Origin of the sequence: Chromohalobacter moromii, assembly GCF_023091865.1 — a bacterium.
GTDB lineage: Bacteria > Pseudomonadota > Gammaproteobacteria > Pseudomonadales > Halomonadaceae > Chromohalobacter > Chromohalobacter moromii.
Window position 1 is genome coordinate 103,231 of the sequence record NZ_JAHXDI010000002.1, and the last position, 18,038, is coordinate 121,268.

Annotated in this window: 19 protein-coding genes; 8 read left to right on the forward strand and 11 right to left on the reverse strand. The window is 62.6% G+C overall.

Going from position 1 to position 18,038, the window contains the following annotated elements; translation table 11 throughout:
* Nucleotides 1-3: 3 nt before the first annotated feature.
* Together KZO83_RS06880 and osmF are read right to left on the reverse strand one after the other, a co-directional pair.
* Entirely contained in the window at nt 4-1,215 is a 1,212-nt protein-coding gene (locus KZO83_RS06880) for an ABC transporter permease (protein WP_247620247.1), read from the reverse strand.
* 9 nt (nt 1,216-1,224) lie between these two features.
* Complete coding sequence (gene osmF, locus KZO83_RS06885; protein WP_247620248.1) at nt 1,225-2,157, reverse strand: glycine betaine ABC transporter substrate-binding protein OsmF; 933 nt, start codon at nt 2,155-2,157, stop codon at nt 1,225-1,227.
* A gap of 152 nt (nt 2,158-2,309) precedes the next feature.
* Here osmF and KZO83_RS06890 point away from each other — a divergent pair, with 152 nt between their 5' ends.
* Nucleotides 2,310-2,621, forward strand: coding sequence for an I78 family peptidase inhibitor (locus KZO83_RS06890; RefSeq protein WP_247620249.1), 312 nt, complete (start codon nt 2,310-2,312; stop codon nt 2,619-2,621).
* Between the two features lie 14 nt (nt 2,622-2,635).
* Here KZO83_RS06890 and KZO83_RS06895 read toward each other — a convergent pair whose 3' ends face one another.
* Nucleotides 2,636-3,241: a LysE family translocator gene (locus tag KZO83_RS06895; RefSeq protein WP_075367712.1), complete on the reverse strand. Its 606-nt coding sequence runs from the start codon at nt 3,239-3,241 to the stop codon at nt 2,636-2,638.
* 159 nt (nt 3,242-3,400) lie between these two features.
* Between KZO83_RS06895 and KZO83_RS06900 the strand changes: the two genes are divergently transcribed.
* On the forward strand, nt 3,401-4,438 hold the full coding sequence (locus tag KZO83_RS06900; protein ID WP_247620250.1) for a hypothetical protein: 1,038 nt from the start codon (nt 3,401-3,403) through the stop codon (nt 4,436-4,438).
* Between the two features lie 12 nt (nt 4,439-4,450).
* Here KZO83_RS06900 and KZO83_RS06905 read toward each other — a convergent pair whose 3' ends face one another.
* From KZO83_RS06905 to KZO83_RS06935, 7 genes are all read right to left on the reverse strand, one after another.
* A complete protein-coding gene (locus KZO83_RS06905; protein WP_247620251.1) occupies nt 4,451-5,455 on the reverse strand; it encodes an ion transporter in 1,005 nt (334 codons plus the stop codon).
* A gap of 82 nt (nt 5,456-5,537) precedes the next feature.
* A complete protein-coding gene (locus KZO83_RS06910; RefSeq protein ID WP_075367709.1) occupies nt 5,538-6,053 on the reverse strand; it encodes an acyl-CoA thioesterase in 516 nt (171 codons plus the stop codon).
* 108 nt (nt 6,054-6,161) lie between these two features.
* A complete protein-coding gene (locus tag KZO83_RS06915) occupies nt 6,162-7,472 on the reverse strand; it encodes a short-chain fatty acid transporter (RefSeq protein WP_247620252.1) in 1,311 nt (436 codons plus the stop codon).
* 83 nt (nt 7,473-7,555) lie between these two features.
* Nucleotides 7,556-8,911, reverse strand: coding sequence for an MATE family efflux transporter (locus KZO83_RS06920; RefSeq protein WP_247620253.1), 1,356 nt, complete (start codon nt 8,909-8,911; stop codon nt 7,556-7,558).
* Nucleotides 8,912-9,035: 124 nt separating this feature from the next.
* Nucleotides 9,036-9,284, reverse strand: a complete 249-nt coding sequence (locus KZO83_RS06925) for a YfhL family 4Fe-4S dicluster ferredoxin (protein WP_011508227.1) — start codon at nt 9,282-9,284, stop codon at nt 9,036-9,038.
* A gap of 11 nt (nt 9,285-9,295) precedes the next feature.
* Nucleotides 9,296-9,799: a pantetheine-phosphate adenylyltransferase gene (gene coaD / locus KZO83_RS06930; protein ID WP_247620254.1), complete on the reverse strand. Its 504-nt coding sequence runs from the start codon at nt 9,797-9,799 to the stop codon at nt 9,296-9,298.
* Nucleotides 9,800-9,883: 84 nt separating this feature from the next.
* On the reverse strand, nt 9,884-11,824 hold the full coding sequence (locus KZO83_RS06935) for a beta-ketoacyl synthase (RefSeq protein WP_247620255.1): 1,941 nt from the start codon (nt 11,822-11,824) through the stop codon (nt 9,884-9,886).
* Nucleotides 11,825-12,074: 250 nt separating this feature from the next.
* On the opposite strand from KZO83_RS06935, the gene trmB reads away from it, so the two are divergent.
* From trmB to dacB, 3 genes are all read left to right on the forward strand, one after another.
* Nucleotides 12,075-12,758, forward strand: a complete 684-nt coding sequence (trmB, locus tag KZO83_RS06940; protein ID WP_247620256.1) for a tRNA (guanine(46)-N(7))-methyltransferase TrmB — start codon at nt 12,075-12,077, stop codon at nt 12,756-12,758.
* A 32-nt stretch (nt 12,759-12,790) separates the two neighbouring features.
* Nucleotides 12,791-13,123 (forward strand): DMT family transporter, encoded by a 333-nt coding sequence (locus KZO83_RS06945; RefSeq protein ID WP_175575822.1) that lies wholly within the window; start codon nt 12,791-12,793, stop codon nt 13,121-13,123.
* A 110-nt stretch (nt 13,124-13,233) separates the two neighbouring features.
* The gene (dacB, locus tag KZO83_RS06950) at nt 13,234-14,712 is read left to right on the forward strand and encodes a D-alanyl-D-alanine carboxypeptidase/D-alanyl-D-alanine endopeptidase (protein ID WP_247620257.1); all 1,479 of its coding nucleotides are present in this window, start codon (nt 13,234-13,236) and stop codon (nt 14,710-14,712) included.
* Nucleotides 14,713-14,725: 13 nt separating this feature from the next.
* Here dacB and KZO83_RS06955 read toward each other — a convergent pair whose 3' ends face one another.
* Nucleotides 14,726-15,703, reverse strand: a complete 978-nt coding sequence (locus KZO83_RS06955; protein WP_247620258.1) for an MDR family oxidoreductase — start codon at nt 15,701-15,703, stop codon at nt 14,726-14,728.
* A 228-nt stretch (nt 15,704-15,931) separates the two neighbouring features.
* Here KZO83_RS06955 and KZO83_RS06960 point away from each other — a divergent pair, with 228 nt between their 5' ends.
* The 3 genes from KZO83_RS06960 to KZO83_RS06970 are packed head-to-tail and all read left to right on the forward strand — an operon-like array spanning nt 15,932 to nt 18,023.
* Nucleotides 15,932-16,306, forward strand: coding sequence for a diacylglycerol kinase (locus KZO83_RS06960; RefSeq protein WP_075367703.1), 375 nt, complete (start codon nt 15,932-15,934; stop codon nt 16,304-16,306).
* A 56-nt stretch (nt 16,307-16,362) separates the two neighbouring features.
* On the forward strand, nt 16,363-16,542 hold the full coding sequence (locus KZO83_RS06965) for a hypothetical protein (RefSeq protein ID WP_247620259.1): 180 nt from the start codon (nt 16,363-16,365) through the stop codon (nt 16,540-16,542).
* 2 nt (nt 16,543-16,544) lie between these two features.
* Nucleotides 16,545-18,023 (forward strand): sodium:solute symporter family protein, encoded by a 1,479-nt coding sequence (locus KZO83_RS06970; protein WP_247620260.1) that lies wholly within the window; start codon nt 16,545-16,547, stop codon nt 18,021-18,023.
* Nucleotides 18,024-18,038 lie beyond the last annotated feature (15 nt).

Consider the following 18,038-nt stretch of genomic DNA (forward strand, 5'->3'; position numbering starts at 1 on the left):
TACCTATCGGCGGGTGCCGGCCGGCTTGCTCAGCACGACCAGCATTTGCAGCGTGAAATCGGCGATCACCGCCAGCACGATGGTCGGAATCGCGCCGAGCAGGACCAGGTCGATGGCATATTGGCCGAGACCTTGGAAGATAAAGGCGCCCAAGCCCCCGGCCCCGATCAGCGCTGCCACCACCGTCAGGCCGATGGCCTGTACGGTCACGATGCGCAGCCCCGAAAGCATGACCGGCAACGCCAAAGGGATCTCCACGCGCCACAGCACCTGGCGCGCGGTCATGCCCATGCCGCGTGCCGCTTCCACGGTGGCGGGTGGGACGCCCTTGAGGCCGGCGTAGGTATTGCGCACCACGGGGAGCAACGCGTACATCACCAGCGCGATGATGGCCGGCGCGGCCCCGATGCCCTTGATGCCCCATTCGCCGAGCAGAGGAAAGGCGTTGCCGAGTGCCGAAAGCGGTGCGACAAGCAGGGCGAACAGGGCAATCGAGGGAATCGTTTGGAAGAAATTGAGCACGCTGAACAGCGTTCCCTGCAGGCGTACGTGGCGATGGGCTAGCAGGCCCAGTGGCACGCCGATAAGTAACGCCGGCCCCAACGCGGAGCCCACCAGGACCAAGTGCGTGATGAACTGATCACTGAAGTTGTCGCGGATATTGGCATATTCGCGCATGATCGATAGATCGTCGAAATGGCCGCTGGCGAACAACATCGCCACGCTTCCCCCCGCGATCAGCATGTAACCCAGGCGCAGTAGCCAGCCGCTGGAAGCGCGCTGAAAGGCATCGATGGCCGCCAAAGCGCAGCAGAATGCCATTACCCAGAAAGCCGATCCTTGCGAGACCCGCGCCGAAGGCGATTTTTCGACCAGCGTGCGTTGCGCATAGTCGCCCAGGCTATACAGCGTGATCAGCAATAGCCCCAGGCTGGCCAGCAGGACAACGCCATGGGCGAGCTCACGCGGTAGCGGGCGTCTCAGCGCCGCCACGGCCAGCACCGCGCTCAGCGCTAGCAGGGCGATCGCCTGCCAGGCTGATAACGCCTCGCTCAGGCCGACGGTCTGTCCGGAGGCCAAGCGGTTGGGCGACATCGTGGCGAAGGGCAATAGCCAAGCCGCCAGAAGCCCCGCACATAGCAGCGTGACCAAGACGCGATTGGCCACCAGGCGCGCGCTGGCCGTGTCGCGCGTGGGATTATGAGAAGCAGACACCGGCAGCCGTCAGTCGAGCAGGTCTTGTGATTCCAGGTAATCCTCGGCGACATCGCTGGCCGGTTCACCATCGACCTGAATGCGGCGGTTGAGGGACTGCAAGGTTTCCCGGTCGAGCCCTTCGAAAACGGGTTCGAGCAGCTCGGGAATCTGCGGATAAGCATCGAGCGTGGCTTGGCGGATCACCGGCGCCGGTTCGTAGACCATCTGCACGCCTTGGGTATCGTCCATGACTTTGAGATCGGCGGCAGGGATGGCGCCGTCAGTGGCATAGACCATGGCGGCATTGGTGCCGCTGGTGTTCTCGGCGGCGGCGCGAATGGTCGCCGCCGTGTTGCCGCCGGAGAGGACGAGCAACTGGTCTTGGTCGAGCTTGAAATCGTAGGCACGCTGGAAGCTGGGCAAGGCGGCATCGCTTTCCACGAATTCGGCGGAGCCGGCCAGTTTGACCTCACCGCCATCGCGTATCCAGGCGGCGAAATCCTCCATGCTGGAGAGATCGTTCTCGTCGGCGATGTCACGGCGCAGTGCGATGGCCCAAGTGTTGTTGGCTGGCGCCGGCGTGAGCCATACCAGATCGTTGTGTTCCTTGTCGTAGGCGCGAATCTTCTCGTAACCCTCGCCCGAACGTTTCCATGCAGCGTCATCGGTGGTTTGCGTGAAAAACGCCCCGTTGCCGGTATATTCGGGATAAAGGTCGATCTCGTCTTCGAGCAAGGCACTGCGTACGATGTTGGTCGGGCCGAGCTGAAGCTTGTCTTCGACGGGAATGTCGGCATGTTCCAGGCGCTGGACGATCATGTTGCCGAGCAAAGCCCCCTCGGTATCGATCTTCGACGAGACGCGCACCGGCTCGTCGGCGAATGCCGGCGTCAACGACAACGCCAGCCCGGCGGCCAGGCCGAACACGGCGGTGGAGAAATACTTGAAGGTTCCTTGCATGATTCCTGGCTCCTTGGAAATGACGAGCGTCGCGACGGTCCAGCCTTGAGTCTAGCATTCTCGGCTCGCGCAGCGAGAGGGAATGCGCCTGGCCTCTAGCGCGCTGCTTGGATACGCTAACGTGTGAGTCCAGCGAATGAAGAGGAGACGACATGAATAAACGTATTCTGGGAAGTGCGGTGGCAGTGTTTATGCTGGCAGGATGTACTGGCGGCCCGGCACCAGACGAGGCGCCACCGCCACCGTCGAAGTCACAACGTGATGCTTGCGGTGCCGAGGCGCTTCAGGGCTACCTAGGCCAGCGTGCCACCGAGCGCACCTTGGCGCGCTTGGAAACGGAGAGCGATGCCGAGCGCGTTCGTGTCATCGGTCCCAATCAGGCGGTGACGATGGATTACCGAGCGGATCGGCTAAACGTCAAATTCGATGATCAAGACAATATCGTCGAACTCACCTGTGGCTGAGCCATGCAGGCCGCCTAGCGAAGAATGAAAAATACGCAGGCTGCGGTGAGCACGCCCATGACGACGTTGAAGCGCCGCCAGGCTTGGGGCGTGGTCAGCCAGTGGCGGATGGCCATGCCGAACCCGGCCCATAGCGAGATGCACGGGAAAGCTACGATTTCGGCGAGCCCGGCCAGGAGTAGGGCATTCAGCCAGACGGGGCCACCCTCGGGCAGAAAGCCCGCCATCAATGCCAGGCCCATCACCCACGCCTTGGGGTTGGCGAACTGAAACGCGGCTGCTTGCCAGAGACTCAACGGCTTTGCCGCAGCAGCGTCGCTGAACTCGGGCGGAGGCGCGGTGGCGATTTTCCAGGCCAAATACAACAGGTAGGCACTGCCGATCAGGCGTAGTGCGTTTTGCACCACTGGATAGCGCTCGAAGAGCACCCCCAATCCTAGGGCGATGGCCGTGAACAATACGAAACAGCCCAGCGCGATACCCAGCAGGTGCGGCAGCGTGCGTCGGTAGCCGTAATTGGCGCCCGAGGCGGTCAGCATGACGTTATTGGGACCCGGCGTGATGCTCATCGAAATCATGTACAGCGCAGCAGGGCCAAGCGCCACCCATCCTTCCAGCATGTCGTCCTCAAGTGATCATCGCCGGGAACGTTATGCCCCCGCAGACGACCAGCTTGCCGGCCGGATGCCACGACCGCAAGCTATCACGCTGCGTTGCGACCGTACGTGGATTTCGCGTTACGCTAGCAGTGCCATGCACAACGCGATCAAGGAGGCTTTATGGCCAATGCCGAGGTGCTACAAGAAGGAACGCTGCATTGTTTTCCCACCGGCCTGCGCGACGAAAACGGCGAGCTGGTCAACGTCGAGGTATCGGCCGTGGTTTACGATGGTCAGCGTCTGATCCTGGCCAGCGACAAGCCGATTCCCGGTGACGCACGCTCGGCTGTCTTCGCTGTCCCGATCACGGCTGCCGGTCCCGATGATCGCGGTCTGGAATACTTCACGGCGGATGCCATCAAGCGGGCAGTCAAGTACGAGGACTTCGCATTGACTGCCGACGGTCGCTACGTGTTGGCGACCACCGGATTCGATCGCATCGACATGGAAAGCCATGCGCTAAATGCCTACAACCATTTATTGATCTGGCCGCTGGGCGAGCCCGAGCAGGTGCAAGTAGTCGATCCCGACCCGCGTGACGGTGTCGAAGGCTCGCTGGAACTGCGCAACAAGCTGGACGGCGCCATCGGCTATCCGTATTACAAGATAGAAGGGCTGGCGGCTATTCCGGGGGAGCGTGGTGATGGGCTACTGCTTTTCGGCGTGCGCGAACAAGGCTACTCACACGAAGACTTCGACTATGTGTGCCGTGTGGTGGGCGCGCATTATACCGTGAATGACCACGGCAACCTGGTGTTCGTCGATGAGCTACGCGAATTCTATAGCTTCTCTCCCCAGCAGCAGCCTGAGGTACGCTATGACTGCGGCCTGTCCAGCCTGGAGTACGACCCCCATCATCAGCGCCTGTTTCTGCTGACGAGCTTCGAGGTCGAAGAAGCGGAAGAAGAGCGTATCGGCGGCTACCTCTGGGTAGTGTCACTAGAGGCATTCGCGGCAGGGAAAGCGCCGACGCTGGTGCGCACGATGGCTGGAGACGCTCTGGAGTTCGGACACAAGGCGGAAGGCTTGGCGATTCTGGATAGCGAGCGCTTGTTCGTGGCCTACGACAACGATCGCGACATGTCGTTGGGCAGCATCGATGAACGTGACGAGCGCCACGCCTGCGAGGCGCCGTACACCATCTTGAGGCTCACCTGAGACCCTGCTGATTCATCGGAGGTCGAGTTCGTCTCTCCAGCGCTGTACGGCGATCTCGTCCTTGAGCATTTCCAGCGTTTCGATCAACACCTGCTCGGTGACGCGGTCGGTGCGCTGGTCGACGTATAGCCAGGCATCGATGCCGCTTCCAGCCAGGTCGCCGATGAGGCTCTTGAAACGCGGCGAGCGTAGTCCATCGATGGCTTCGTGGACCACACGGCTGGCGACGTCACTCAGGCTGCGTTCCATGGCATGGGCCATATGCTCGCCGATGGGGAGGCGCCTCAGGCGGGAGAGCTCCTGGTTTTCCTCGAGCGTACGGGTGACCAGCGTCGCCACATAGCGATGCACTTCCTGATGATTCTCGGCATAGCTCTTGTCGACGGTGGTTTCGAGACGCTTGGCGATCTCGTCGACAAGCGCCGCCTTGCGTGGCTGAATCACCTTTTCCGAGAGACGTTTGGTGAAGTCGTCGCTACGCTGGACTTCCTCTTGCAGACTGCTCAGCAGGCGCGTTGCCACGCGATCGGAAAGCTCCTCCATGAGCACGCGGTAGTAGCGCTCGAAGAAGGCGTATAGCCCCCAGCGGCGAATGTCGATCGCCCCCAGGCGCTGCAACCGAATCAGCAGCGAGATGAGACGCAGTACACGCAGGATGCGGAAGCCGCTGATAGGAATGCACCCCAGCACGTCGTACCAGTGCACGAACGGGTAGAAGAACCAGCGTGCGTAGCGACGTTCGGCGATGGCTACCGCCCAGCCGGCCAGAACATCGAGCAGGAAGATGCTCACGAAGACCAGGTCGATCGTCATGAAGCGCTGGTGAATGGCACTGTCATAAGCCTGGTGGAGGCTCGGTGCCAGTGCTTCCAGTCCGGCATTCAGGGGCGGCAAGAGAAACAGACTATCGACGAGCAGCAGCAATAGGTTCGCCGAGACCAGCACCACGATGGCAATGTCCCAGACGAGGTAAAGGCGCTCGCGTCGGCGCGAGCCAGCGGTGGAAGGTGCGCTCATCAAATTCTCCGTCGGCGGCGCCGCGCCACGGCGGCGGCAGGCGTCATGCACGTGGTCACGCTACCAGTTTCGCGGTGGCGCGTCAGGGTGCCTCGCGGGTCTCATTGAGATGCGCCTGGGCGCGCTGCTCTTCCTGCTCCTCTTGCTTGCGCATTTGCTTGCGTAATTTGGCTTTCTCGAAGCGCAGCTTCTGCAGCGGCGTGTCGAGCTGCAGTTGTGGCACGGGGTTGGGATGCCCTTCGCCATCTACCGCGACCATGGTCAGGTAGCAGCTATTGGTGTGGCGAATCACGCGATCCTGGATCGACTCGGCGATGATCTTGATGCCGATCTCCATCGAGGAATGCCCGACATAATTGACCGAGGCCAGAAAGGTGACCAGCTCACCAACGTGTATGGGTTGCTTGAAGCGTACTTGGTCCACCGACAGCGTAACGACATAAGAACCGGAGTAACGGCTAGCGCAGGCATAGGCGACCTCGTCGAGCTTCTTGAGAATCGCGCCGCCATGCACTTTGCCGCTGAAGTTGGCCATGTCGGGCGTCATCAGCACCGTCATGGTGAGTTCATGCTGGCGGGGGAGGTCGTCAGGCGCCATGGGTCACAGTCCTACTGAGGTCGCGGAATGAATAGAGGCGCAAGATGTACCATGTTTTGCCCCGCCTTGTCGCTTCCGTTTGCCGTTCGATGCGCGGGCGGGGCCGGTTTACAGAAAGGTCAGCCCCAGCGCGATGATGATGCCCGTCACCACCAACTGGATCAGGCAGAAGCCCATGATGTCCTTGGCCTTGAGACCCGCGATGGCCAGCATGGGGAGCGCCCAGAACGGCTGCAGCAGGTTGGTCCAGGCATCGCCCCAGGCGACCGCCATGGCGACGCGGGGGATGTCCGCGCCCAGCGAGGCGGCAGCGGGCAGCATGACGGGGGCCTGGACGGCCCATTGCCCGCCACCCGAAGGAACGAACAGGTTGACGATGCCGGCACTGATGAACGACCAGAAAGGCAGCGTCTGGGCGGTGGAGAGCGCCACGAACCCCTCGGAAAGCGTCTGCGCCAGTCCCGACTGCATGATGATCGCCATGATACCGGCGTAGAAAGGAAACTGAATGACGATGCCGGTACCGCCCTTGATGGCCTCGTGCAAGCTGTCCAGCAGGCTGCGGGGCGTGCGATGCAGCACGATGGCTAGCGACAGAAACAGGAAGTTGACGATGTTGAGGTTCAGGCTGCCGCTTCGGAACACGAAATAGTCGAGCAGGAACAGCAAACCTGGGATGCCGACCAGCCACGCCAGCCAGGGACTCTTCTCCAACCGTTCCGCCGGCCGATTGGCCGGGCTCAGGTCGCGCGGGGCTTCATCGAGCAGTGCAGGGTCGACGTACATGCTGTCGCGTTCGTCGGGAAGCATGAGGCGATTGACCAGCGGCACGGCAATGAACATCGCCAGGACGATGGCCAGGTTGAAGAAAGCGAAGATGGTGTCGGAAGTGGGGATGACGCCGATCTGGTCAGCCGTGAAATGGCCTTCGGTGGCAATGGTCAAGGGAATCGAGCCGGCCAGCCCGCCATGCCATACCACGAACCCTGAATACGCACTGGCGATCAACAGGCGGTAGTCGACCCGTATTTGCCTTGCCAAGGCTTTGGCGAACAAAGCGCCGATTACCAGGCCGAACCCCCAATTGATCCAACTGGCGGCCAGGGAGACCAGCGACACCAGCACGATGGCACTGGCGGGCCCCTTGGCCAAGCTGGCGATCTTGTCGAGCAGGCGCTTGACGGGCGGGCTGCTGGCCAGCATGAAGCCGGTGACCAGCACCAGGAGCATCTGCATCGAGAAGGACAACAACCCCCAGAAGCCATCGCCCCAATAGCGCATGATCGTGAGGGGCGACTGACGCTCGACCAGCATGGCGGCGATGGCGGCCACTAGGGTCAACAGCAGTACGAAGATATAGGGATCGGGCAGGTAGCGTTCGACCAAGCGTACCGCAGGGCGCGATAACAGCTTTAACATGGGAGTCTCCCTAAGAGGTTGTTGTTATGGAGATGTTGTTGTTATGGAGATAACGATAACCTCTCAAGAGGATCTCCTATTACTCAACCTTGGTCCTGTATCCCTTGGTCGCAACTGGGCGGCACGGCGCTTGTCCAGCGCGTTCGCCGATAGTGTAGGTAGACACCGGCGAGGCTTGCCGAACGCACCAGGGTGAAGACGGTGAAGGCGAGCCACAGGCCATGATTGCCCAGCGGTTGCGTGAACCACCACACCGGCAGGTAGGCGGCGAGCGCCAACAGGATGGTATCGCGCATTTCGCGGGTCGCGGTGGCACCGATGAAGACACCATCGAGCAGGTAACTCCACACCGCGATGGCCGGCATGACGACCATCCAGGGGAGATAGTCCCCCGCCGTGGCGCGCACGTCCGGCAGGTCGGTGAGCAGGGCAATCAAGTAGTCGCCACCGAAAAAGAATGCCGCCATGGCGACGCCGGCGGTCATCAGCGAGAACCGCGCGGCGGCGCGCACCGAGGCCCCGAATAGCGGCCAGTCACGGCGTCCCACGGCGCGGCCGGTCAAGGCCTCGGCGGCATGGGCGAAGCCGTCCAACGCGTAAGACGTAATCATGATGAACTGCATCAGCACGGCGTTGGCGGCGAGCACCGTATCGCCCTGACTGGCACCTTGGGCGGTGAAGAAGGCCATGGCGAACAGCAGCCCCAGCGTGCGCACGAACAAGTGCCGGTTGACCTGGAACAGTTCTGAGTAGGCAGCAAGTCGCAGCAATCGCTGGCGCAGAAAGTGCCCCTTGAGCAGCTTCAGTTGACGCGCCACTAGCCACAGGCCGACGGCCAGCGCGGTGTAATCGGCGATGACCGTGGCCCAGGCCACGCCGTCGCTGGTCATTCCCAGCCCGACCACGAACAACAGGTCGAGTGCGATGTTGACGCTATTGGTGAGCACCATGATCGCCAGCGTGACCCGCGAATTCTGCTGGCCCAGGAACCAGCCGAGAATCGCGTAATTGGCCATCACCGCCGGAGCCGAGAGGATGCGAATATGGGCATAGCTCGCCGCCAGTGACATGGCGGCCTCGCTGCCGTCGAGCAAGTAAAGGCCGAAGCTGATGAGCGGTTCGGCGAGCAGGATCAAGATCGCGCCGATACCCAATGCCAGCAATAACGATTGTCCCAGCAGGTTGCGTATGTCGCTGTCGTCCTCGCGTCCCATGGCTTGAGAGGTCAAACCGGTGGTGCCCATGCGCAGAAAGCCGAATCCCCAGTAGAGAAAGCTGAACAGCGTGGCGCCGAGGGTTACGGCGGCCATGTAGCGCGAATCCGACAGGTGCCCGACCACGGCGGTATCCACCAGGCCCAGCAATGGCACGGTAATGTTGGAAAGAATGATCGGCCAGGCGAGTGGCCAGATGCGTGTCGAAGAGCGTGAAGTGGACACGGGATTCCGTTGTTTGTGTTGGACGTTTACGCCTGGCGAGCAGCCTGCGAGACATGAAAAGAACGGAGGGGAGCGGAGACGGACCTCGTGGGCCGTCGACGCTATGTATCGTGCATGGCCGCGCTCAGGCGGCGGTAATCAGCCGATACTTGTGCATGAGCTGGTCGTGGGTTTCGCTGCGCTCGGGGTCGAGGGGAATGCAGTCGACCGGGCACACCTGCTGACACTGGGGCTCGTCGAAATGACCGACGCACTCGGTGCACAAGTTGGGGTCGATGACGTAAATCTCCTCACCCGGGGAAATGGCGCCATTGGGGCACTCGGGTTCGCAGACATCGCAGTTGATGCACTCATCGGTGATCATCAGGGCCATGGAAGTGTCCTCTACTGCGCATCGGGCGACGAGGGGTCTGAGGCGAAATGCCGGCTCAGTGCATCGACCACGCAGGGGTGCACGAGCTTGGAGACATCTCCCCCGAGACGCGCGATCTCGCGCACGATGGTGGAAGAAATATACGAGTTTTCTATCGCGGGCGTCAGGAACAAGCTCTCGATATGCGGTGCCTGGGCCCGATTCATATTGGCTAATTGTAACTCATATTCGAAATCGGATACCGCTCTCAATCCCCGCAGGATGATGCGTGCCCCTTGTTGATCCAGCAGCTGTGTCAGCAACCCGCTGAAGCCGACGACCGTGACGTTGTCGAGGTCGGCGGTAATCTCTTCGATCAGTGCGACGCGGGTCGCCAGCGACAATGCGGGCTGCTTGCGTGGACTCGCGGCCACCGCCACCACGACCTTGTCGAACATGCGTGCGGCGCGCTCGATCAGGTCGTAATGACCATGGGTGACGGGGTCGAAGGTGCCGGGGTAGACCACGATATTCATGGATACATCCTGTGCCGAGATACCAACAGGGTAGTGGTTGCCCAAGGCTGGCGGCAATCGTGTCGCCAGCCTTGGGCGAGCCTATTACAGTCGGCCGTAGGGGTTGTCGACCGCCAGCGAGACCGGCTGATCGAAGCCAGGGATATGCAGCGTGTCGCGCGTCATCGAGAGTTCCGGTCCTTCGAGAACGCCTTCGCCGAAGCGGTAGGTGACGTCGAAGTGGCCGCTGTCGGATGTCGCCAGGTATGCCTCGGAAGCGGCTAGGGTCGTCTCGCGACGCTGCTTCCAGTCGTCGATCGCGCGCTGGCCGTGGCGCTGGGTCAGTAGGCGCTCGGTGGCGGCTGGCGAAATGACTAGGCCGGTGGCGTTATTGCCGCCGAATCCCTTGGCATTGATGAAAGCCGCATCGGCCTCGAAAGGAATCGGGTCGCGGAAGAAACGCAGGCGCTCGGCGAAGACATCATCGGCCACCGCATCGAGGGTGAAGATGCCGGGAAGGATGCCGTGGGCGAAGGAACCCAGTGCGCTGGCCATCTGATCGCCCGCCGCGCCGCCTTGTGAGTGACCGACGAAGGCCTTGACGGCGGTCACCGGCCACGACTCGATGCCATGCGCGCGCGCCACCATGTCGAACACATGCGACTCGGTCGTGCGGTTCTTGGGCGTGCTGGTGCCGTGCGCATGTAGATAGCTGCGCTGGCGCACCGTCTCCTCGCCGAGCATATCGCTGGCAAGACTGACCGCCTTGGCCAGGGTAATGTAATTGCCGATGCCCGGTGCGGAGATCGAACGCTTCCAGCCGTCGGCGTTGACGAAGACACCCGGCACGGCGCCGAGGATCTGTGCGCCGGTTTCCAGAGCCAATGCGTCATCCATCAGCAGCAGGAACTGGGTCGACTCGGCGATGGTGAAGCCGCAGTTGCGCGCGAAGGGGCGGCACGCGCGCTGATAGTCACTGTCGGTGAGCAGCGTGAGGGCATCGAGTGCCTTGAGGCTTTCATCGTCGGCAAGCGCCCCCATGGTGCGGAAGCCCTCGACGATCTCCGGGGTGATCGGGGCATCGCTGGTGCCCACCATCACCACCCGGCGCCGGCCACTGCGAATGTCCTCGAGGCCCAGGCGCAGGTTGTACAGAAAGCTGGCGCAGGCGCCGAGTGCTGCGCCGGTAGCGCCGACGCTGCCCAGCACATAGGCGTTGAGGAAGTCGGCGGGCATTTGCCCGTAACCCAGCGGCATCTGCTTGGAGGTGGCGCGCGCACCGCTGACGAAGCTTTGTAGCAGACCGCCCCAGCCTTCATTGTCGAGCTGGCCGATGGAGTTCCCGGCGTACACGGCGATGGCGTCCGGATCGAGACGGTTGCGCAGCGCCGCCCAGTCGAGACCGCTCTGGCCGAGACAGTCGGAGGCGCCAAAGATCGTCATCGCCAAGCCGCGCGGATGGTGCACGCTGCGATACAGCGTGTCCGGCGAAAATCCGCTGGGTAGTTGCCCGGCCGAGCGTACCTGAGCGCTGCGACGTTCGGGGAGCAGCACGTCCAGCGCGCCCGGCGGGACAACGACCTCGACCATGCGTTTGTCGATCTCGCGTACCTGCCAGGTGGCCGGCACGTCGTTGGGAAGCTGGCGACGGCGCACGCGAAAGGTCAGCTCGGTATCGAGATTGAGTTGTGCGGCGCGATTGGCGGGAATGCCTTCGCTGCCGAAGCGTTCGTCCTCGATGCGGCGAATCAGGGTATGATCGAGCACATGTTGGCGATAGCGTGCGACAACATCGGCGTCGTCGAGAATCTCGCCTTGAGGGTCCTGCCAGCCGCCGCTTTCTACGCGCGAAACGAGCTGCATCATGGCGGCCAGGGCGAGAATGGTTTGTGCCTGAAGGGTATCGGGCAAAGCGTCGAGAATCGTTCGGCGATAAGCTTGGTGGCCCGAGGTTCTGCCGGCGGCGTTAACACCGCCCATGCCGACGATCACCGGTAACTGTGACAAGCCGCGTTCCTCGTAATGCTGTGGATGACGATGCGTCATGATTCATGACCGGCACGCGTCGGCCGGATATGTAGCGCCCTCCCGCGCGATATAGGAGATAGACAGGGCGCGTGGCGTCTTAATGAGTCTGGGAATGATAGCACCCGGGTGCGAGCGACGTCATGCGAACACTGTCCGATAAAGTGGAAACGCCGCCAATTACGATCCTCCAAGGGGGATGTCGTGACGCTCGGTCAGCCTGGGCAGTCTGCTAGAATGGCGTTTCGTTCAGTCGTTTATAGAGTCGCCCATGCATGCCAACTCCCGTGCCATCGTCACCCAGCAGACCGCGCCGCATGAGGATCTCTCGCGGCGTGTGTCGCGAGCGCTGACGCATCCCTGGCAAAAGCCGTTGGCATCGCACACGCGCATAGCGTTCGGCGCGGCGCGAACATGGCTCCATGAGCAGGACAAGCCGCTGATTCTCGACGCGGGCTGTGGCGTAGGGCTTTCCACCCGACGTCTGGCCGCGCGTTTTCCCGATCATGCGGTGATCGGCATCGATCGCAGCGCCGACCGTCTTTCCCGGGAGCACGGCGAACTGCCCGACAATGCCTTGCTGATACGTGCCGACCTGGTGGATTTCTGGCGTTTGGCGCTACAAGAAGGATGGCAGCCGGCACGTCATTATCTGCTCTATCCCAATCCGTATCCCAAGCCAGCGCATCTCAAGATGCGCTGGCACGGCCACCCGGTGTTTCCGGCCCTGGCGGGGCTCGGCGGCGAACTGGAAGCGCGCTCCAACTGGCGGCTCTATCTCGAGGAATTGGCCTTGGCGCTGGCGCAAGCCACGGGGCGCGAACCGTATCTCGAGCCCTGCGAGCCATCGGGTGAGTATCTCACGCCTTTCGAACACAAATACCACGCCAGCGGCCAACCACTATGGCGACTGACGGTGACGCTGGCGCACCGTCCCGCGTTGTTGCCCACCTAGCGGATCAGGCAGCACGGGCTTTCAGGAGACCGATTATGGTGTATGTATTTTTGGCCATCGCGATCATCGCCGAGGTCGTGGCCACCAGCGCGCTCAAGGCGTCCCAGGAATTCACTCGCCTGTGGCCGAGCGTGACCGTCGTCGTGGGCTATGCATTGGCGTTTTATATGCTCACGCTGGCGCTTCGCGACTTGCCGGTGGGCATCGCCTATGCGTTCTGGGCGGGACTTGGCATCGTGCTGGTGACATTGATCGGGGTGGTGGTGTATGGCGAAAAACCCGATCTGCCCGCGATTCTCGGTCTAGGAATGATCATCGCCGGGGTTGCCATCATTCAGGTGTTTTCGCGTATGTCCGCGCATTAGGCGCTATCAGCAACGTGCCTAATACGCGCTCTTATGTCGCTATCGCACTCGATTAGGAGCCCTGCTAGCCTGGCGGACGATGTACGTTCGTCCAGGGAAGGAAAAATCTCATGCTGAGTAAGCTGTTTCATTACCGGCGTTGGCGCTCCTCGCAGCGTGCCGGACGTCGTGTGCTCGCGCTTCTAGTTTTGATGAGTTTGCCGTTGGCGGCACAGGCCGAGGGCTTCGATAATCTTGCCACGTTGGCCGACAAGGGCTTCGTGATCGGCGCACAGGCGCAGCTGTTGGGGAGCGGCGAAAGCCTGGGTGCGATGCACCCCACACGGCGGCTATCTCCGGCCTCGGTGACCAAGCTCTACACCGCCGCCGCGAGCCTCGACCGTTGGGGACCGCAGCATCGTTTCACCACGCAGTTGATGGCCACCGGCAATGTCGATGCCCAGGGCGTGCTGCATGGCGACCTGGTTCTCGACGGCGGCGGCGATCCGGCCCTGACCAGCGAAAACCTATGGCGCCTGGTGCAGCGCTTGCGCGAACGCGGCGTGCGTGCCGTCGATGGCCAATTGGTGGTTAGCCAATGGCGCTTCGGTCCGGTGACCTGTGTGACCACCGACCGCTGCGAGGCGCGCACGCGCTCCGACAATGCCTATAGTGCCTCATTGTCATCGGCGGCGGTGAATTACGGCAGTTGGTGTAATCGGGTCAAGCCTGGCGCGGCTGTGGGCGACGCGGCCGCCATTAGCGATTGCGCGACGGTGACACCTCTCATACGCCTCGATAATCAGGTCAAGACCGTAGCGCACGGTAGGGACTCGCGCCTGAGTGCCGAGCGCATCAGCAGCGAGCGCGGCGACACATTGCGTGTCAGTGGTCAGATCGCACGCGATAGCTACTCGCGCGAAATCTATCGCGGCAGTTCCGATCCCGCCGAACAAACCGCCAAGACCTTGATGGCGTTGCTCGGGCAGGCAGGCGTCGAGGTCAAGGGCTACGCAACCAGCACGACACCGCCGCCGACCACTGCCAAGCGCTTGGCGGCGGTGGATGGCAAGCCATTGCAGGAATTGCTGCTGCGCATGCTCAATTATTCCAATAACTTCATGGCCGATACCCTGGCACTGGATCTCGTCGCCAAGCCGCGTGCCGAGTTACAGGACGCCGGTAACGCCCTGATGCGTTTCGCTCAGGAGCTACCGGGCCACGGCGTCCCGACGCTCGCCAGCGGCAGTGGCCTGACCCCCGAGAACCGTGTCTCGGCGCGTGATCTCAATGCCTTGTTGTCAGCGATGTATCAGCGCTCGGCGCTGTTTCCGACCTTTGTGGCCGGCCTGCAACTGCCGACCAACGGGCCCATGCATTTCATTCGCCGAGGCAGCGACACCTTCCAGCAGAGCGTCATGCTCAAGACCGGCACGCTCAACGAGCCGGTTACGGTGCGTGCGGTGGCCGGCTATTTCCGTACCCAAACCGGGCGTTGGGGCAGCTTCGCGGTACTGGTCAACGGCACCTCGCAAACGCCGTATCTCGCCTGGCGGCAGGTATTGCCCCTGGTGGCGGCGGATTTGACGGAGATGATCGAGGCCCACTGAGAGATCATGCCCGTTAGCGCCGTGGGTCGATGAGCACGCGCCCGTGGGTGCGGCCTTCGAGCATGGCCTGGGCTCGGTCGGCCACGTCGTCGAGGCCGATCTCCTCGACCTGCATGTGCGACAGCAGGGCGTTGGGCAGGGCGGCGATGCGTTGCCATGCCGCGCGGCGCCGCTCGAAGGGGATATACACGCTGTCCACACCGAGCAACGATACGCCGCGCAGGATGAACGGCATCACCGTGGTCGGTAGTGCGGCGTCGCCCGCCAGCCCCACGGCGGCGACCTTGCCTGAGTAGCGCATTTGCGCCAGGAGGTTAGCCAGGATCTGGCCACCGACGGTATCCACGGCGCCCGCCCATTGCGTCGATTCCAGCGGCCGGCCGCGTGATTCGAAGTCGGCGCGGGGCAGAATGGCGTGGGCACCCAGCGCCTCGAGCCAGGCATTCTGCTCGGGCTTGCCGGTGATGGCGTGAACCTCGAAACCTTCATGGGCGAGGATCGACACGGCCCAGCTTCCCACGCCGCCGCTGGCGCCGGTCACTACGACCGGTCCATCGCCGGGACCAAGCCCCGCGTCTTTCAGTCGCATGACACTGAGCATGGCGGTGAGTCCAGCGGTGCCGAAGAGCATTGCCTGACGCGTGCTCAGCGGTTGCGGGCAGGGCACTAGCCAGTCGGCATCGACACGCATGGATTCGGCGAAACCGCCCCAATGACGCTCGCCGACGCCCCAGCCGGTAAGGATGACGCGGTCATCGGCGGCGAAGCGCGTATCCGTGGAATCCGTTACCGTGCCGGCGAAATCGATCCCTGGCACCAAGGGATAGTCGCGCACGATCTTGCCCTGGCCGGTGACCGCCATGGCGTCCTTGTAATTGAGGTCCGAATAATCGATTGCGACATGCACTGCGCGTTCCGGTAGCTGGCTTTCATCGAGCATTTCGAGGCGGGCGCGGGGAGCGTCGTCGTGGAGCATGAGTGCACGGGGCATGGAGGACTCCTGCGAATTCGGGTGAAGGCGCTGCGGCGAGCGCGAGATTATTAGCCTAGCGTTGAGCCACGAGTGTCGACAACGAGACTTTTGCGGGATACCGTCCGTCATTCGCGTGGCGTTGCCTGGGGCTACCCCTTTGTTACCATCTCAAGTCGCCGTGTGCGTTACCGTCCTGGCCGTTGCGTGATCGGCCATCGAGAACTCCTTCACTGAGGAAAAAGCGCGATGAAATCCCGCCAGACCACCGGCTTGCGTCACTTGACCGACTCCACGCACTATTCGCTCAAGGGACTGCGCGCCGCGTTTCGCAATGAAACGGCGTTTCGCCAGGAGGTCGGCATCTGCGTGGTACTCTTGCCCTTGGCGTGGTGGATCGGCGCTACGCCAGTGGAATGGCTGCTGCTGGTGGGCAGTTGTGCGCTGGTGCTGATCGTGGAATTGCTCAACAGCGCAGTGGAAACCGTGGTCGATCGCATCGGCCCCGAGCATCACGAGCTGTCCGGTCGGGCCAAGGATATCGGATCGGCGGCGGTGATGATCTCACTGATCATGGCGGGCCTGACCTGGATCTTGCTGGCCTGGCAGAAATTCCTTGGCTGACCCGTACTGTCGACGGGATCGGTTTTTCCACATTCGACCCTCATGCGAGGTGCCCCATGTTCCGACGCGTCGGTTTTGGATTGCTCGGCGTGCTGGTGGTGGCTGCCGTGATTGTCCCCTATACCCTGCTGCGTGATGTTCAGGCCTGGTACGGCAGTATGCTCTTCTGGGGGCTGGTCGGTCTCGCCGTGATCGGTCTCAACCTGCTCGTCACCGCCGATTTCAAGGAGAAGTGAGCATGTCGTCGACGCTCGTGTGGACGTCGGTGCTGGTGTATGTCGTCGTCGCGTTAGGGGTGGCATGGCGCTCGCGCGAGCGTGTTCCCGGTGGGGCGACCGACATGGCGCACTATTTCCTTGGCGGGCGGCGCATGGGCGGATTGGTGTCGGCGCTCAGCTACAGCGCGACGACCTACAGTGCCTTCATGATGGTGGGGCTGGCGGGGCTGACGTACGCCGGTGGCGTCGGTGCGTTGGGCTTTGAAATCGTCTACTTCGCCGGGGTCTCGTTGGTAGCCATCTTCGGGCCGCGCTTCTGGGCGGTGGGCAAGGCATTCGGTTTCGTCACACCCAGCGAGATGCTGGGACACCGCTACGCGAATCGCGGCGTGGCCGTCGCCACGGCGCTGGTCAGCAGCCTGTTTTTGATCCCTTATGCGGCGGTGCAACTGGCGGGCGTGGGGTATCTGCTGAGCGGTATGACCGACGGTGCGATCGGCTTCACCACCGGCGTGGCGGTCGCCACCGTGCTGGCGTTGGTATTCACCTTCATCGCCGGGATTCGCTCGGTGATGTGGACCGATGCGCTGCAGGCGCTATTGATGATCGTCGCCTCGACGGCCGTGGCGCTGCTGGTGGTGGCCTCGCTGGGCGGTTTCGAGACGCTGTTCGCGACCCTCGCCGATGAGCATCCCGAGGCGCTTACCGTGCCGGGCTCGGGCCTGTTCACGCCGGTGACCTTCCTCGGCCTGACGATTCCGTGGTTCTTCTTCAGCCTTTCCAACCCTCAAGTCAGCCAGCGCCTCTTCATGCCGGCTTCGCTCCAGGCCATGCGCCGCATGTTGTTGGGCTTTCTGTGCTTCGGCTTGGTCTATACTGCCGTCTCGGTGCTATGGGGCTTTTCGGCGCTGATTGCCTTCCCCGAGCTGGAAAATTCGGACCTTGCCACGCCGACCTTGTTGGCCTCCGCGCACGTGCCGCCGTTACTCGGCGTGCTGGTGATGGTCGGCATCTTGGCGGCGGCGGTCTCGACCATCGACTCGATCATGCTGACGCTCTCGTCGATGCTGTCGCGGGATGTCTACGCGGTGGCCCGCCAAGGAAGCGACGAACGCCGCCAACTGTGGGTCGGCAAGGCCGTGTTGCCGCTGATCGCGCTGTTGGCGCTGGCCTTCGCCGAATTGCGCCTCGACCTGATCGCGGTGCTCTCGGTCGCCGCTTCGACTGGCCTGGTCGTCACCGTACCGGCGCTTATCGGCGCCTTCTTCTGGCGGGGCGGCAGTGCGGCGGGCGCCCTGGCGAGCATCCTCGGCGGTGGCGCCTGGGTCGTGGCGCTGTATATCACCGGCGCCAAGCCACTAGGCTGGCCACCGGGCATCTGGGCGTTGCCGGTGGCGTGCGTGCTGTTCGTCGGTATTAGCCTGATCACGTCATCGCCGCGCCGCAACGCCGAGGCGTTCATCGCCGCCGCCGAGCGTGGTTTGCCGTGGCGGCGATGAGGGGCGCTTGCCTGT